This window comes from Streptomyces sp. WP-1 (genome assembly GCF_030450125.1).
GTDB lineage: Bacteria > Actinomycetota > Actinomycetes > Streptomycetales > Streptomycetaceae > Streptomyces > Streptomyces incarnatus.
The window spans coordinates 2,634,750-2,650,130 of record NZ_CP123923.1; the positions used below are offsets into that span (position 1 = coordinate 2,634,750).

The 15,381-nt window shown below is 72.8% G+C and carries 15 protein-coding genes; 3 read left to right on the forward strand and 12 right to left on the reverse strand.

All coding sequences use genetic code 11. The annotated features are described in order from the left end of the window. Nucleotides 1–132 precede the first annotated feature (132 nt). Nucleotides 133–1,173, reverse strand: coding sequence for a 2-hydroxyacid dehydrogenase (locus QHG49_RS11095; protein WP_159705267.1), 1,041 nt, complete (start codon nucleotides 1,171–1,173; stop codon nucleotides 133–135). A gap of 75 nt (nucleotides 1,174–1,248) precedes the next feature. Here QHG49_RS11095 and QHG49_RS11100 point away from each other — a divergent pair, with 75 nt between their 5' ends. Then, complete coding sequence (locus QHG49_RS11100; RefSeq protein WP_159705264.1) at nucleotides 1,249–2,247, forward strand: aldo/keto reductase; 999 nt, start codon at nucleotides 1,249–1,251, stop codon at nucleotides 2,245–2,247. A 52-nt stretch (nucleotides 2,248–2,299) separates the two neighbouring features. After that, entirely contained in the window at nucleotides 2,300–3,463 is a 1,164-nt protein-coding gene (locus QHG49_RS11105; RefSeq protein ID WP_370530453.1) for a sorbosone dehydrogenase family protein, read from the forward strand. Nucleotides 3,464–3,469: 6 nt separating this feature from the next. On the opposite strand, the gene QHG49_RS11110 is transcribed toward QHG49_RS11105, so the two are convergent. From QHG49_RS11110 to QHG49_RS11155, 10 genes are all read right to left on the reverse strand, one after another. Further along, nucleotides 3,470–3,694: a DUF6191 domain-containing protein gene (locus QHG49_RS11110; protein ID WP_301489158.1), complete on the reverse strand. Its 225-nt coding sequence runs from the start codon at nucleotides 3,692–3,694 to the stop codon at nucleotides 3,470–3,472. Between the two features lie 133 nt (nucleotides 3,695–3,827). Then, a complete protein-coding gene (locus QHG49_RS11115; protein ID WP_301489160.1) occupies nucleotides 3,828–4,478 on the reverse strand; it encodes a hypothetical protein in 651 nt (216 codons plus the stop codon). A gap of 45 nt (nucleotides 4,479–4,523) precedes the next feature. Continuing rightward, nucleotides 4,524–5,096, reverse strand: a complete 573-nt coding sequence (locus QHG49_RS11120) for a GNAT family N-acetyltransferase (protein ID WP_159705254.1) — start codon at nucleotides 5,094–5,096, stop codon at nucleotides 4,524–4,526. Further along, on the reverse strand, nucleotides 5,074–7,329 hold the full coding sequence (locus tag QHG49_RS11125) for an MMPL family transporter (protein ID WP_301489163.1): 2,256 nt from the start codon (nucleotides 7,327–7,329) through the stop codon (nucleotides 5,074–5,076). The genes QHG49_RS11120 and QHG49_RS11125 overlap by 23 nt, the downstream gene beginning before the upstream one ends. A gap of 224 nt (nucleotides 7,330–7,553) precedes the next feature. Further along, entirely contained in the window at nucleotides 7,554–9,068 is a 1,515-nt protein-coding gene (gene gatB, locus QHG49_RS11130; RefSeq protein ID WP_145485665.1) for an Asp-tRNA(Asn)/Glu-tRNA(Gln) amidotransferase subunit GatB, read from the reverse strand. A gap of 16 nt (nucleotides 9,069–9,084) precedes the next feature. Then, on the reverse strand, nucleotides 9,085–9,324 hold the full coding sequence (locus QHG49_RS11135; RefSeq protein WP_145485666.1) for a hypothetical protein: 240 nt from the start codon (nucleotides 9,322–9,324) through the stop codon (nucleotides 9,085–9,087). Further along, nucleotides 9,321–10,817, reverse strand: coding sequence for an Asp-tRNA(Asn)/Glu-tRNA(Gln) amidotransferase subunit GatA (gene gatA / locus QHG49_RS11140; protein ID WP_145485667.1), 1,497 nt, complete (start codon nucleotides 10,815–10,817; stop codon nucleotides 9,321–9,323). Before gatA ends, QHG49_RS11135 begins: the two co-directional genes overlap by 4 nt. Before the next feature lie 2 nt (nucleotides 10,818–10,819). Further along, on the reverse strand, nucleotides 10,820–11,116 hold the full coding sequence (gene gatC / locus QHG49_RS11145; protein ID WP_006130840.1) for an Asp-tRNA(Asn)/Glu-tRNA(Gln) amidotransferase subunit GatC: 297 nt from the start codon (nucleotides 11,114–11,116) through the stop codon (nucleotides 10,820–10,822). Nucleotides 11,117–11,211: 95 nt separating this feature from the next. Continuing rightward, the gene (locus QHG49_RS11150) at nucleotides 11,212–11,706 is read right to left on the reverse strand and encodes a cupin domain-containing protein (protein ID WP_301489167.1); all 495 of its coding nucleotides are present in this window, start codon (nucleotides 11,704–11,706) and stop codon (nucleotides 11,212–11,214) included. A 26-nt stretch (nucleotides 11,707–11,732) separates the two neighbouring features. Beyond that, nucleotides 11,733–12,104 carry a DUF4267 domain-containing protein gene (locus QHG49_RS11155; protein ID WP_301489169.1) on the reverse strand — a complete coding sequence of 124 codons (372 nt, stop codon included), beginning with the start codon at nucleotides 12,102–12,104 and terminating at the stop codon, nucleotides 11,733–11,735. A gap of 109 nt (nucleotides 12,105–12,213) precedes the next feature. On the opposite strand from QHG49_RS11155, the gene QHG49_RS11160 reads away from it, so the two are divergent. Next, nucleotides 12,214–12,801, forward strand: coding sequence for a TetR/AcrR family transcriptional regulator (locus QHG49_RS11160; protein ID WP_159705244.1), 588 nt, complete (start codon nucleotides 12,214–12,216; stop codon nucleotides 12,799–12,801). A gap of 64 nt (nucleotides 12,802–12,865) precedes the next feature. Here the strand turns inward: QHG49_RS11160 and QHG49_RS11165 are convergent, their stop codons facing one another. Then, nucleotides 12,866–15,193 (reverse strand): bifunctional diguanylate cyclase/phosphodiesterase, encoded by a 2,328-nt coding sequence (locus QHG49_RS11165; protein WP_301489171.1) that lies wholly within the window; start codon nucleotides 15,191–15,193, stop codon nucleotides 12,866–12,868. Between the last annotated feature and the right edge of the window lie 188 nt (nucleotides 15,194–15,381).

Sequence of the window (15,381 nt, forward strand, 5' to 3'; positions counted from 1 at the left end):
CGGCGCTGCCCCTGTCGGGACGATACACCAGGTTCGTCACTCAGGGACATAGCTTCTCTACGCTCCGTGACGATCAGCGGCGATGCGGGCACGGGCCGCGTCCGGGAGGTCGCGGAGGGTGCCGGAAAGGCCCTAACGCCCGTTCGTTCCCGGGGTGTCCGGGCCCTCCGGATCTGTCCCGGCGGGATCTTCCGGGGCCGTTCCCACCGGGTCCTTCGGGTCCGCTCCGGTCGTCAGGATCACGTTCCGCAGTGGCTCGTCGCGCACGAACCGGGTCAGCTGATCGACCAGCAGCCGCTCGGCGCGCGGGCGGAAGGCCGACGTGGGTCCGCCGACATGCGGGGTGATGAGTGCGCCGGGGGCCTTCCAGAGGGGGTGGCCGGGCGGCAGCGGCTCGGGGTCGGTGACGTCCAGGGCGGCCAGGAGCCGGCCCCGCTCCAGCTCCGCGAGCAGCGCGTTCGTGTCCACGACGGGTCCGCGGGCGACGTTCACCAGGAGGGCCCCGTCCTTCATCCGGGAGAGGAACTCGGCGTCCACCAGACCATGGGTGGCGTCCGTGAGGGGGGTGGACAGAATCACGACATCGGCGTCCGGAAGCAGAGAGAGCACATCGGCGATCGGATGTACGGGACCGCGCGCCGTGGTGCGCCGGGAGCGCGCGACGCGCGCCACCCGCGCAAGCTCGAAGGGCGTGAGCCGGTCCTCGATGGCGGCGCCGATCGAGCCGTAGCCGACGATGAGCACGTTCCTGTCGGCGAGCGCGGGCCTGAACGCCCCCCGCCAGCGCTCCTGTTGCTGGTCCCGCACGAAGTCCGGGATGCCGCGCAGCGCGGCCAGGGTCAGGGTGAGCGCCAGCTCGGCGGTGCTCGCCTCGTGCACCCCGCGCGCGTTGCACAGCCGTACGCCCGGCACGATGGCCGAAAGCCGCGCCGTGATGTCGTCGACGCCGGCCGTGAGCGTCTGGATGACCCGGACGCCGGTCAGCTGCTCCAGCGGGCGCACCTTGACCGGCCACCGCTTCATGTACGGCACCACGTACATCACGCAGTGCGCGGGGTCGCCCGGAAACTCCTGGTCGCCGTCCTCGCCCCCGTCCCAGAACAGGTACCGGAGACCCTCGGGCAGCCCCTCGATCTCCTCGGGCGGAAGCGGAAGCCATACGTCTGCGCTCATGGCCAGGAGGCTATGTCAGGTACGCGCGGCGCAGAGGTTAGGTTGGGGGTCAGGCTAGGGGAGGTTCCGGAGCAGGTGGAGCGCAGGACGATCGGCGCGGGGGCGCTCGCGGTGGGGGCCGTCGGACTCGGGTGCATGCCGATGAGCTGGGCGTACAGCACCTCGCGGCAGCGGGGCGAGGAGTCGGTGAGATGCGTGCACCGGGCACTGGACCTCGGGTCGAGTCTGCTGGACACCGCGGACATGTACGGCCCGTTCACCAACGAGCTGCTGCTCGGGCGGGTGCTGAGGGAGCGGCGGGCGGACGCGTTCGTCTCCACGAAGGTGGGGCTGCTGGTGGGCGAGCAGCACATCGTGGCCAACGGCCGCCCCGGCTATGTGAGACGGGCCTGCGACGCCTCGCTGCGCCGGCTCCAGACGGATGTGATCGACCTCTACCAGCTGCACCGCCCCGACCCCGAGGTGCCGATCGAGGAGACCTGGGGCGCGATGGCCGAGCTGGTGCGGGCCGGGAAGGTGCGGTCGCTGGGCCTGTGCGCGCTGGGCGCGCGCGGCGGGCGCCGCTCGGGCAGGGGCCTCTACGACGGCACGCTGCGCCAGTTGCAGCGGGTGCAGCAGGTGTTCCCGGTGGCCGCGGTCGAGGCGGAGCTGTCGGTGTGGTCCCCGGAGGCGCTGCGCACGCTGCTGCCGTGGTGCGAGGCGCGCGGCGTGGGCTTCCTGGCGGCGATGCCGCTGGGCAACGGCTTCCTGACCGGCACGCTCACTCCGGGCGAGGGCTTCGAAGCGGACGACGTGCGCGCCCGGCACCCCCGGTTCACCGCCGAGATGATGGCCGCCAACCAGCCGATCGTGGCCGGGCTGCGCCGCGTCGCCCGGCGGCACGGCCCGGAGGTCACCCCGGCGCAGGTGGCGCTGGCCTGGGTGCTGGCGCGGGGCCGCCATGTGATCGCGCTGCCGGGCACGAAGCGGGAGCACTGGGCGGCGGAGAACGCGGCGGCGGCCGGACTGCGGCTGTCGGCGGCGGACCTGGCGGAGATCGGGCGGCTGCCGGGGGCGCGGGGGTCGTGGGACTGAGGGACCCTTGGCAGGGGAAGATCTGCCGCTGGAACCCCGTCCCGAAGGGATCGTGATCGTGCGACGCCGAGCTGTGCCGACCGTGCTGGCCGCGACCGCCCTCCTGCTGGCGGCGGGCTGCTCCTCCGGCTCCCCGGGAGTGGGTTTCCCCGGCCGGCTCCCGCACACGGCGCCCCCAGGCGGCGCGCCCGCCGCCCCGGCCCCGGAGTCGGCGGCACCGGCCAAGGGCTCGGTACGGCTGCTGCGCACGGTGGCCGAGGGCCTGAACTCGCCGTGGGGTCTCGCCGTGCTGCCGGGCGGCGATCTGCTGGTCTCCTCCCGCGACGAGGGGACGATCACCCGCGTCGACCCGGACACGGGCCGCAAGACCGACCTGGGCGCGGTCTCCGGGGTCTCCCCGGCGGGTGAGGGCGGCCTGCTGGGCATCGCGCTGTCCCCGCGCTTCGCCTCGGACCACATGATCTACGCCTACTTCACCTCCGCCTCGGACAACCGCGTCGTCCGCATGCTCTACGACGACAAGAAACCGGCCGGTGAGCAACTGGGCGCACCCGACACGCTGTTCAAGGGCATCCCCAAGGGCCCCGTCCACAACGGCGGCCGGATCGCCTTCGGCCCCGACGGCATGCTGTACGCCGGCACCGGCGAGAGCGGCCGGCGCGGTCTCGCCCAGGACCGGGACTCCCTGGGCGGCAAGATCCTCCGGCTGACCCCGGACGGCGATCCGGCACCCGGCGACCCCTTCCCCGGCTCCCCCGTGTACTCCCTGGGCCACCGCAACGTCCAGGGCCTCGCCTGGGACGACCGTCAGCGCCTGTTCGCCTCCGAGTTCGGCCAGGACACCTGGGACGAGCTGAACGCCATCAAGCCCGGCGGCGACTACGGCTGGCCCGACGCCGAGGGCAGGTCCACCGACCCGCGCTTCCAGAACCCCCTCGCCGAGTGGCACACCGACGACGCCTCCCCCAGCGGCATCGCCTACGTCCACGGCGTCATCTGGATGGCCGCCCTCAAGGGCGAACGCCTGTGGCGCGTCCCCCTGCGGGGCACCCGGGCCGCGGCCGCCCCGCAGTCCTTCCTCACCGGTGCCTACGGCCGTCTGCGCACAGTCGCCCCGGCGGGCGACGGCAAGCTGTGGCTGATCACGAACAACACGGACGGGCGGGGGCATCCGAAGAAGGGCGACGACAGGATCCTGGAGCTTCAGGTGAGTTAGCCGCGCCTACGACTCCTCGGGCCCCTCCGGCTCCGGCTCGGCCTCCGGCTCCTGCTCGGCCTCCGGCTCCGGGGCGGACAGGCGGATGACCGCCTTGCCGGAGGTGAGGTCTATGGGACCGCGGCCGGGGTCGCTGTCGCCGACCTCCTCCCGGCTCAGTTCGAGGCGGTTCTGCTCGTCGCGGGTGTGCCCCCGACCGGGCGTGAACAGTTCGCTGAAGGCGTCGAACACGGTTCCTCCCCCTTGCCGGTTGTCCCCGGACCACCGCCATTGTCCCGCGCCCCGCACACACAAGGGGCCTCGGGGACCCGTGACATGTGCACGAACTCCCTGAGGCCCCTGTGCTTCGGGGGCTACCGCCCGCTCAGCCCGCCGACGGCAGCGCCAGCAGCGCGTCCGAGTACTTCAGGACCGCCAGCAGCAGCCCGATGACGCCGAGCGAGACGCCGGCCCAGGCCACCGACTTGATCCAGGGCGCCTGCGGGCGGCCGGGGGTGCCGAAGGCGGGGCGGGCGAGGACGACCACGCCGGTGATCAGCGCGAGCAGCGCGAAGAAGCCGGCCCACAGCGCGGTGGTGTGCCAGGAGTCGCCGTAGACCGCCTTGATCTGGGTGGCGACGCCCGCCGTGGAGGACGTCCGCAGCTGGCCGATGAGCTGCTGGCGGGCGCCCGCGACCGTGCCGATCCAGCCGCCGCTGAGCGAGACCAGGCCCAGCGCGGCGGCGACCACGGCACCGGCGCCCTGGCCGACCCCGGAGGTCGCCTTGGCGTCCGCCGCGTCGTCCTCGAACTCGTCCGCGGGCCCGTCCGGTGTCTCCCCGGCCCGCTCCCCGGCCGTCTCCCCGGCGGGCGCGCCGTCGGCCGCCGCCCCGGTGCTCCCGGCCGCCGCCGCGCCCTCGGTCTCCGTCTTCCCCGCGGTGTCCCGCGCCGCGGTCTCGACCCCCTGTGCCGTCTCGTCGTCGTGCTGCGCCGCCGTCGTACCGGCCGCGGCGTCTTCCGATGTCTTCGTTGCCATGGCAACAACCGTACGGACGCCGTCTGAGAGGTCGCTTAATGATCGTCAATGGGCGTGTTGCGCGGCGCCCTCGCCTGCCGTGGGCCATTCGGGGGCCAGCACCGACCAGATCTCGGTGCTGGTGCGCTCCCCGTCGTGCGGGTAGTTCTCGCGCAGTACACCCTCACGGGTCATGCCGAGCCGCCGGGCCACGTTGATGCTGGGCTGGTTGCCGGTGGCCACCCGCCACTCCACGCGGTGCATCCCGCGCGTCTCGAACGCCCAGTCGATCAGGAGCCGCATGCCCCGGGTGACGAGCCCCCGCCCGGCCGCCGCCGGCTCCAGCCAGCAGCCGGCCTCGCACACCCCGCCCGGCGTGTCCCAGGTGCGGAAGAGCAGCCCGCCGACGAGTGTCCCGTCCTGCCAGATGCCGTGCAGCGCGCCGGTGTCGGTGGCGCGCTTCTCGCCGTACGACCTCAGGTAGGCGCGGGCGCCCTCCAGGTCGGCCACCACCTCCGGCAGTCCGATGTGCCGACCGATGAACGCGCGGCCCCGGTCGATGTTGGCCAGCATCTCCTCGGCGTGCCAGATCTCCAACGGGCGCAGTTCGGCGCCGTCACCCAGGGATATCGCGTACATCGCGCTGTGCTTCCTTCTGCTGTTCGTGGATCCGGTCCCCGCCGATCCGCTCGGCCGGGATCCGTCCGAGCCTCTCATGCGCGGCGCGGCACTCCGGCGGCTCGATGCTGATGCGCGGCAGCCTGCGCTCCAGCCAGCCGGGCAGCCACCAGTTGGCGGCGCCGAGCAGATGCATCAGGGCGGGCACCAGGAGGGTGCGCAGCACGAAGGCGTCGAGGGCGACGGCGGCGGCGAGCGCGATGCCGAACATGGCGATCACACGGTCGCCGCTGAGCACGAAGGCCAGGAAGACCGAGATCATGATCACGGCGGCGGAGTTGATCACCCGGCTGGTCTCGGCGAGGCCCACGCGGACGGCGCGCCGGTTGTCGCCGGTCGCCAGCCACTCCTCGTACATCCGGCTGACCAGGAAGACCTGGTAGTCCATGGAGAGTCCGAAGAGCACCGAGACCATGATCACGGGCAGGAAGGGTTCGATGGGGCCCGCGCGGCCGAGGCCGAGCAGTTCGCTGCCCCAGCCCCACTGGAAGATGGCGACGACCACGCCGAACGCGGCGGCCACGGCGGCGATGTTCATCACGGCGGCCTTGAGCGGGATGCCGAGCGAGCGGAAGGCGACGAGCAGCAGCAGGCAGCCGAGCCCGATGACGGTGCCGACGAACAGGGGGAGTTTGCCGACTATCACGTCGGCGAAGTCGTCGTAGCTGGCGGTCACCCCGCCGACCTGGATGTCGAGGGAGGTGCCCTGCTCGGCGCGGGGCAGCACCGCCTCGCGCAGCCGGTCCACCAGGGCGCTGGTGTGCTGGGACTGGGGCGCGGAGCCGGGGACGACGGTCAGGTAGGCGGTCTCGCCGCCGGTGGCGTAGGCGACCGGGGTGGCGGAGGCGACGCCGGGGGTGGCGCGCAGGGTGGTGTCGAGGTTGTCCAGGGCGAGCCGGTCGGCGGCGCCGTCCACCCGGGTGACGAGGGTCAGCGGCCCGTTGACGCCGTGCCCGAAGCCGTCGGCGAGCAGGTCGTACGCCTTGCGGGTGGTGGAGGTGCGGGGGTCGTTGCCCTGGTCGGAGGTGCCGAGGTGGAGCGAGAGGGTGGGCAGGGCGAGCAGCGCGATCACGGCGACGGCGAGCGAGCCGAGCAGTTTGGGGCGCCGCTCCACGAGCGCGGACCAGCGGGCGGCGAGGCCGGTGGGCACCTCGGGGCGCGGCCCGCGCTCGGCGAGCCGGCGGCGTTCGCGGCGGCCGAGGGCGCGCGGGCCGAGGTACGACAGCAGGGCGGGCAGCAGGGTGACCGAGGCGGCGACGGTGAGGATCACGGTGAGGCCGGCGGCCACGGCGACGCCGTTGAGGAAGCTCAGGCGCAGGATCAGCATGCCGAGCAGGGCGATGCACACGGTGGCGCCCGCGAAGACGACGGCGCGTCCGGTGGTCGTCACGGCGCTCACGGCGGCCTCGGTGACGTCCAGGCCGCGTTTGAGTCCGCGCCGGTGCCTGGTGACGATGAACAGCGCGTAGTCGATGCCGACGCCGAGGCCGACGAGCATGCCGAGCATGGGCGCGAAGTCGGCGACCGTCATGGCGTGGCCGAGCAGTCCGATGCCGGCGTGGGCGGTGCCGACTCCGATCAGTGCGGTGGCGATCGGCAGCAGGGAGGCGGCGAGGGAGCCGAAGGCGAGGAAGAGGACGACGGCGGCGACGAGGACGCCGACCACCTCGGCGGTGCGGTCGTCCGGGGTCTCGGTGAGCCCGATGGCGCTGCCGCCCAGCTCCACCTGGAGCCCGTCGCCCTCGGCCGCCTTCGCGGCGCCCACGACGGCCTGGGCCTCGTTCCTGCCGATGTCCTCGGCCTGGCGCGCGAAGGTGACGGTGGCGTAGGCGGTGCGCCCGTCGGCGCTGATCTGCCGGCCGCCCTGGCCGTCGTACGGCCCGTCCACGGAGGCGATGCCGGGCAGCCGGGCGATCCGGTCGAGGGCGGTGGTCATGTTCCGTTCGACGTGGGCGGCGCGGACGGTGCCCCTGGCGGTGTGCCAGACGACGGTGTCGCTGTCGCCGCCGAGGCCCGGGAAGCCCGTCCGGAGCAGCTGTGCGGCGCGGCCGGACTCGGTGCCGGGGACCGAGTAGTCGTTCGAGTACGACGTGCCGGCGACGGAGGCGGCCGCGGTGGCCCCGCCGAAGGCGCACAGCCACAGCAGGACGGCGATCAGTCGGTGCCGGACGCACCAGCGCGCGAGGGCTGCCACGGACGTGCTCCCAGGGACGATTTGTGGATCTTTGGCCGGGAACGATGGTCCATAAACCGAACAGCCCGCAAAGAACGCATGAGCAATCTTTGGACACTCTCGCAGGCAAAAGTGATCCTTTGCCGCGTTCGTGGGCTTATTCACAGCGGGAGGAGAACGCCGTGGGGGGACGCGCCGGTGCGGCGCGTCCCCCCACGGGTTGACGGTGGCTCAGCTCTCGCCGGTCAGCCCTCGCTGACGCCGAGCCGCTCCAGGATCAGCTCCTTGACGCGGGCCGCGTCGGCCTGGCCGCGGGTGGCCTTCATGACCGCGCCGACCAGGGCGCCGGCCGCGGCCACCTTGCCACCGCGGATCTTGTCCGCGATGCCGGGGTTGCCGGCGATGGCCTCGTCCACGGCGGTGCCGAGCGCCGAGTCGTCGGAGACGACCTTGAGGCCGCGCTTGTCGACGACCTCGTCCGGGGTGCCCTCGCCCGCGAGGACGCCCTCGATGACCTGGCGGGCCAGCTTGTCGTTCAGATCGCCCTTCGTGACCAGCTCGGCGACCCGGGCCACCTGCTGCGGGGTGATCGCCAGCTCGTCCAGGGAGGTGCCGGACTCGTTGGCGCTGCGCGCCAGTTCGCCCATCCACCACTTGCGGGCGGAGGCCGCGTCGGCCCCGGCCTCGATGGTGGCTACGATCGGGTCCAGCGCGCCGGCGTTCAGGATCGCCTGCATCTCGGTCGCGGAGATGCCCCACTCGGCGAGCAGCCGGGTACGGCGCACCAGCGGCAGCTCGGGCAGCGCCGCGCGGATCTCCTCGACCCACTCGCGCGAGGGCGCGACGGGGACCAGGTCGGGCTCCGGGAAGTACCGGTAGTCCTCGGCCTCCTCCTTCACGCGGCCCGAGGTCGTGGACCCCGTGTCCTCGTGGAAGTGGCGGGTCTCCTGGACGATGGTGCCGCCGGAGGAGAGCACGGCCGCGTGCCGCATGATCTCGAAGCGGGCCGCGCGCTCCACCGAGCGCAGGGAGTTGACGTTCTTCGTCTCCGAGCGGGTGCCGAACTTCTCGGCGCCCTTGGGCATCAGCGACAGGTTCACGTCACAGCGCATCTGGCCCATCTCCATGCGGGCCTCGGACACGCCGAGGGCACGGATGACCTCGCGCAGCTCGCGCACGTACGCCTTGGCCACCTCGGGGGCGCGCTCGCCGGCGCCCACGATCGGCTTGGTGACGATCTCGATGAGCGGGATGCCGGCGCGGTTGTAGTCCAGCAGGGAGTGGGACGCGCCGTGGATACGGCCGGTGGCGCCGCCGACGTGCGTCGACTTGCCGGTGTCCTCCTCCATGTGGGCGCGCTCGATCTGCACGCGGAAGGTCTCCCCGTCCTCCAGCTGCACGTCGAGGTAGCCGTCGAAGGCGATCGGCTCGTCGTACTGGGAGGTCTGGAAGTTCTTCGGCATGTCCGGATAGAAGTAGTTCTTCCGGGCGAAGCGGCACCATTCGGCGATCGAGCAGTTCAGCGCGAGGCCGATCCGGACGGCCGACTCGACGCCGATCGCGTTGACGACCGGGAGCGCGCCGGGCATGCCGAGGCAGACGGGGCAGGTCTGCGAGTTGGGCTCGGCGCCCAGCTCCGTGGAGCACCCGCAGAACATCTTGGTCTTGGTGCCGAGTTCGACATGGACCTCAAGGCCCATGACGGGGTCGTACGACGCCAGCGCGTCCTCGTACGACACCAGGTCGGTCGTGGTGGTCACGGTGAAAACTTCCCTCTCAGCCCAGCAGGACGTCGTCGTCGCCCAGCCGCTTCAGCTCGCGGTAGAGGATCGCGAGGCCGGTCACGATCGCGGCGGCGGAGACCGCGGCGTCGATCAGCCGCAGCGTGTCGTGCTCGGCGCGGGCCTTCTTGATCTGCTTGGAGACACCGATCGCGCCGAACGCGGTGGTGGCCATGGACAGGTATGTGCCGGACTTGGACTTCTTGAAGTCCTTGGCCTTGGACAGCTTGCTCACAGCGACGGAGCCTCCTCAAGCAGCGGGTGTCCCCACTTTTCCACGAAGGCGGCCTCGACGGCGGCGCCCACCTTGTACAGGCGATCGTCCCGCATCGCCGGGGCGATGATCTGAAGACCCACCGGGAGGTTGTCCTCCGGGGCGAGACCGCAGGGCAGGGACATGGCCGCGTTGCCCGCCAGGTTGGTCGGGATGGTGCACAGGTCCGCGAGGTACATCGCCATCGGGTCGTCGGCGCGCTCGCCGATCGCGAAGGCGGTGGTCGGGGTCGTCGGGGAGACGATCACGTCGACCTGCTCGAACGCCTTCTCGAAGTCCCGCGTGATGAGGGTGCGGACCTTCTGCGCGGAACCGTAGTAGGCGTCGTAGTAGCCGCTCGACAGCGCGTACGTGCCGAGCATGATGCGGCGCTTGACCTCGGGGCCGAAGCCGGCCTCGCGGGTCAGGGAGGTGACCTCCTCGGCCGAGTGGCTGCCGTCGTCGCCGGTCCGCAGGCCGTAGCGCAGGCCGTCGAAGCGGGCGAGGTTGGAGGAGCACTCGGAGGGGGCGATCAGGTAGTACGCCGACAGCGCGAGGTCGAAGGACGGGCAGTCCAGCTCGACGATCTCGGCGCCCAGCTCCTTCAGCAGCTCGACGGACTCGTCGAAGCGCTGGATGACGCCGGCCTGGTAGCCCTCGCCGCGGAACTGCTTGACGACGCCGACGCGCATGCCCGCCACGCTGCCGTTGCGGGCGGCCTCGACCACCGGCGGGACCGGGGCGTCGATGGAGGTGGAGTCCATCGGGTCGTGGCCCGCGATGACCTCGTGCAGCAGGGCCGCGTCCAGGACCGTACGGGCGCAGGGGCCGCCCTGGTCGAGGGAGGAGGAGAAGGCGACCATGCCGAAGCGGGAGACCGCGCCGTACGTCGGCTTCACGCCGACGGTGCCGGTGACGGCGGCCGGCTGGCGGATGGAGCCGCCGGTGTCGGTGCCGATGGCGAGCGGGGCCTCGTAGGAGGCGAGCGCGGCGGAGGAGCCGCCGCCGGAGCCGCCGGGGATCTTGGTGAGGTCCCAGGGGTTGCCGGTCGGGCCGTAGGCGCTGTTCTCGGTGGAGGACCCCATGGCGAACTCGTCCATGTTGGTCTTGCCGAGGATGACGACGTCGGCGGCCTTGAGGCGCTTGGTGAGCGTCGCGTCGTACGGCGGGATCCAGCCCTGAAGGATCTTCGAGCCGACGGTCGTGGGCACGCCCTCGGTGGTGAAGATGTCCTTGAGCGCGAGCGGGACGCCGGCCAGCGGGCCGAGCTGCTCGCCGCGGGCCCGCTTCTCGTCCACGGCGCGGGCCTGGGCGAGGGCGCCCTCGCGGTCGACGTGCAGGAAGGCGTGCACCTTCTCGTCGACGGCCTCGATGCGGGCGAGGTGGGCCTCGGTGACCGCGACCGCCGTCAGCTCGCCGGAGGCGATCTTCTCGGCGATCTGCGCGGCCGTGAGCTTGATGATGTTGTCCGTCATGGTCACTCCTCCCCCAGGATCTGCGGCACCTTGAAACGCTGCTGTTCCTGGGCGGGGGCGCCGGAGAGCGCCTGCTCGGGGGTGAGCGAGGGACGGACCTCGTCCGCCCGCATGACGTTCGTCAGCGGGAGCGGGTGCGAGGTCGGCGGTACGTCTTGGTCGGCGACCTCACTGACGCGGGCGACCGCGCCGATGATGTCGTCGAGCTGGCCGGCGAAGTGGTCGAGTTCTTCGGGCTTGAGCTCCAGACGCGCCAGCCGTGCGAGGTGGGCGACCTCCTCGCGCGTGATGCCAGGCATGCAGCGATCCTCTGGGGTGAGTGCGTGTGTTTTGGGACCAATCCTATGGGGCGGGGTGGCCCGGCCGTTAAACGGTTTGCCCCGGGGCCGCGCGCTCAGCGGCGCCGGGCGTCCCAGGCGGCACTCTCCAGGAAGTGATTGTCGTACCGATCCTGTACCTCCAGCAGGCTCTCCGGGGTGAGTTCACCGAGGCGGACGCGCTGGAGGTGGCGGAAGTACTCGAAGCGCTCGGCCCCCGGGGCGAGGACGACCGGGAGGTCGGCGGTGGCGCCAGGGACGGCGGAGAAGGCATGCGGACGGTCCGGCGGTACGACGATCAGATCGCCGCGCTCGGCGGTGACCACGTCCGCGCCGGAGAGCACCTCGGCGGCGCCGTCCAGCACATGGAACATCTCGGCCGAGCGGTGGTGCACATGCGGGCGGGCGCCGTCGGCGCCCGCGGCGAGCGTGACGCGCACCGTGGACAGGGCGCCGCCGGTGGCACCGCTGTCCGCCGGCAGCCGTACGGCGACGGGGTCCTCGCCGACCACCCCGGCCCCGGCCTCCCGCACCAGCTCGGTGTCATCGAACCTCGGCACGAACAGCGACATGTCCCTCTCCCCACGGTGCGGTGCGATCAGACCGCGAACAGGAGCCCGGCGCAGACGAGGACGACCACGGCGGTGGCGAAATGCATCCCGAACGCGACGGCCTTCCGTCCGCCGTGCCGCAGGACGGTCACGGTGTCGAGGAGCGGGACGAGGGCCACGCAGACCATGAACCAGGCCTCGGCGCGCGCGCCCACGAACGCCAGCAGGGCGAGGCCGGTCAGGCCGAGGGCGGCGTCCCGGCCGCCCTTGACCGCCAGATAGGCGCCGGCGTCACCCCGGGGATCGGCGGGGACGCCGTAGCCGGCGGCGGCCGGGGCGGGCCAGAACCAGAAGCGGTGGCCGAGGAAGAGGCAGAACAGGTCGAGCAGGACGGCCGGTGTGTACGCGGCGATGGTCATGACGTCTCCCGTCGAGGTGTTTCCCAGCGGCTTTTTCTAGCAACGCTAGCAACAAGAGTGACGCTAGCAGAGCGCCGACAGATTGCCTAGCGTTGCTAGAATCCCGGGTATGACGATCCAGAAGCGCAGGGAGCGCGAACGAGCCGAGCGCAGGCAGCTGATCGTGACGGCCGCCCGGGAGCTCGCCGAGGCGGAGGGCTGGGACGCGGTGACCACGCGCCGGCTGGCCGCCGAGATCGAGTACAGCCAGCCGGTCCTCTACAGCCACTTCAAGGGCAAGGACGCGATCATGGCGGCGGTCGCGGTCGACGGCTGCGCCGACCTGGCGACGGAGCTACGGCAGGCGCGCGCGGACGCGGACGGCGTGCGTGCCGCGCTCTCGGCGGTCGCCCGGACCTACACCGCCTTCGCCCGGCGCCGGCCCGCCCTGTACGACGCGATGTTCACCCACCTGGTGGACCTGCCGTTCGCCACCCCGGGGGCCCCGGCCCCGCTCCGGGACGCCTTCGGCGAACTGCTGGCCGCGGTGGCACCGCTCAGCACCGAGGAGGACGCCGGCCTGCTCACCGAGACCTTCTGGGCGGCCCTGCACGGACTGACGACCCTGCTGCGCAGCGGACGCCTGCCAAAAGGGGCGCACGAGCGGCGTCTGGAGCTGCTCGTGGACCGGTTCGTGGGGAATTCCGTCGAGGACTAGGAGGAGTTGGCGGGGCGGTGCAGAAGAGTGGCGGGGCGGTGCGGAAGAGAAGAAGGGCAAGGGCCTAGGGGGAGGGCTTGCGGCCGCTCGTCGTCGCCGGGGGCGGGCCGCTTCCGTTGGGGACGGGCACCTCGCCCTTCGGCAGCGGGCGGCGCGTGGGCGAGCCGACGCTGGTCTGGCGGAAGCGCAGCCATGCCGTCGCCTCCTCCGGCGGCATCGCCGCGGCCACCAGCCATCCCTGCACCGCGTCGCAGCCCAGGTCCCGCAGCCGCTCCCAGGTCTCGTCGTCCTCCACGCCCTCCGCGACCACGAGCAGCCCCAGGGAGTGCGCGAGGTCGACGGTGCAGCGCACGATCTCCGCGTCCTCGGTGTCCACCGCGAGCCGGGCCACGAAGGAGCGGTCGATCTTCAGCTCGCTGACCGGCAGCCGCCGCAGGTGCACCAGGGAGGAGTACCCGGTGCCGAAGTCGTCCAGGGACATCTTCACGCCGTGCCCGGTCAGTGCCGCGAGGGTGTCGGCGGCCCGCTGCGGGTCCTCCAGCAGCACATGCTCGGTGATCTCCAGCTGGAGCGCGCCCGCCGGGACCCCGTGCCGGGCCAGCCGCGCGGCGACCGAGCCCGCGAAGCCCGGCGTGTGCACATCGCGCGGGGAGACGTTGACCGCGACCGGCACCCGGATGCCCTGCGACCGCCAGCGGGCGACCTGTTCGAGGGCGGTCTCCAGGACGTACTCGGTGAGATGGGGCATCAGCCCGGATGACTCGGCGATCGCGATGAACTCGTCCGGCGGCACCTTCCCGCGCTCCGGATGCACCCACCGCACCAGCGCTTCGAGCCCGGCCACCTGCCCGTCGAAGCGCACCTTGGGCTGGTAGTGCAGCTGCACCTCGTGCGCGTCCAGCGCCCGGCGCAGATCGCCGAGGAGGCCGAGCCGGTCCGGGGTGTTGGAGTCCCGCTTGGACTCGTAGACCTCGACGCCCGTACGGTCCCGCTTCGCCTGGTACATGGCCACGTCGGCCCGGCGCAGCAGCCCCTCCGCGTCCATCGCGTGGTCCGGGAAGACGGCGACCCCGGCGCTGGCCTCCAGCACGAGGGTGAGGCCGTCGAGGTCGAGCGGGGAGCTGAGGGCGGTCACCAGGCCGCGGGCGACCCGCATCGCCGACGTGATGGAGTCGGCGACGGGCAGTAAGACCGCGAACTCGTCGCCGCCGAGCCGGGCCGCCTCCGCGCCGCGCGGCAGGGCGAGCCGCAGCCGCTCGGCGATCTGCAACAGCAGCCGGTCACCGGCGAGATGACCGAGGGTGTCATTGACCGAACGGAAGCGGTCGAGGTCTATCAGCATCAGCGCGGATCGGGCGCCGATGCGGTCGGCGTCGTCCAGCGCGGTCCAGATCCGCTCCTGGAGCCACTGCCGGTTGGGCAGCCCGGTCAGCGGGTCGCGCAGCTGCTCCTCGGCGCGGGCCCGGGCCATCCACAGGGCGGAGTCGAGGGCGATGAGCGGGATGGCGAACAGCGGCAGCAGCACCGGCTGGGCGTCGGCGACCACGCACAGCAGCGGCGCGATGCCGAGCAGCGCCACGGCCACCAGACCCTGCCGGACCAGCGCGGGCCGGGGGATGCTCGGCAGTCCGTGCTCGCGCGGCGCGGTGAGGTACCACAGCAGGCCGCGGCCGACGCCGAGATAGGCGACGGCGGCCAGCGCGACCTCGGGGGCGGTGGTGAGGCTCCAACTGTGCACCCGCCAGGGCTGCTCCACGCTGGGCACCCGGCCGAGCGCGCCGAGCAGCAGGGCGGCCACGCCGATGCCGAGGATGTCCGTCGCGCCGTGCAGCACGCCCTGGCGCCAGCGGTGCCGGCGGGCGATGCCGACCAGGACGACGACGGTCAGGCTGACCATGACGGCGGGCACCCAGCCGTAGAGCAGCAGCACGGCGAGGGTGAGGGCGGCGCCCGAGCCGGTGCCGCCCCACCAGCGGGCGCGGCCCAGCATGACGAGGTGGCCGACGATGATCCCGGTGAGCAGGGCCAGCGACCAGCCGGGGGTGCCGCACGGGAAGAGGGCGTGCCGGCCGCCGAAGGCGCGCAGGAAACCGGCGGCCAGGACGAGGGCCGCGCCCGCCGTGACGGCCGCGGGCAGCGCGGGCCAGGGGCCCGGCCGGCAGGGCTCCGGCTCGCCGCCGGGGCCGACGCCCGCGCCGGCGAGGCCGGGCGCGGGTTCGACGGCGAGCGGCACCCGGGTGCCCGGCGGGGGGACGGGACCGGCCGCGGCCGGACGGACGCGGGGGCGGGTACGGCCGCCGGCGCGGCCGGGCCGCAGGATCTCCCGCCAGGCGAGCGCGCGGCGGCGCAGGCGCAGCCGTGAGTCCGGGGCGACGCTCTCGGTCGGTTCCATTCCCGTCCCTCTCACAGCCGGCGGTGCCCACGCCACGCGGCCCGATGTCCGACACCATCGGCGGCTTCGCGCTGAAGAAACCCTTGCCGCGCCCGCGGCGGGCAGGGAAATGCCCCCGTCCGCCGCCGGGATCGGCAGGTGCACAACTCAACACTAGGCCGCGCGGGGCTGCCACGGGCACCGGTCGT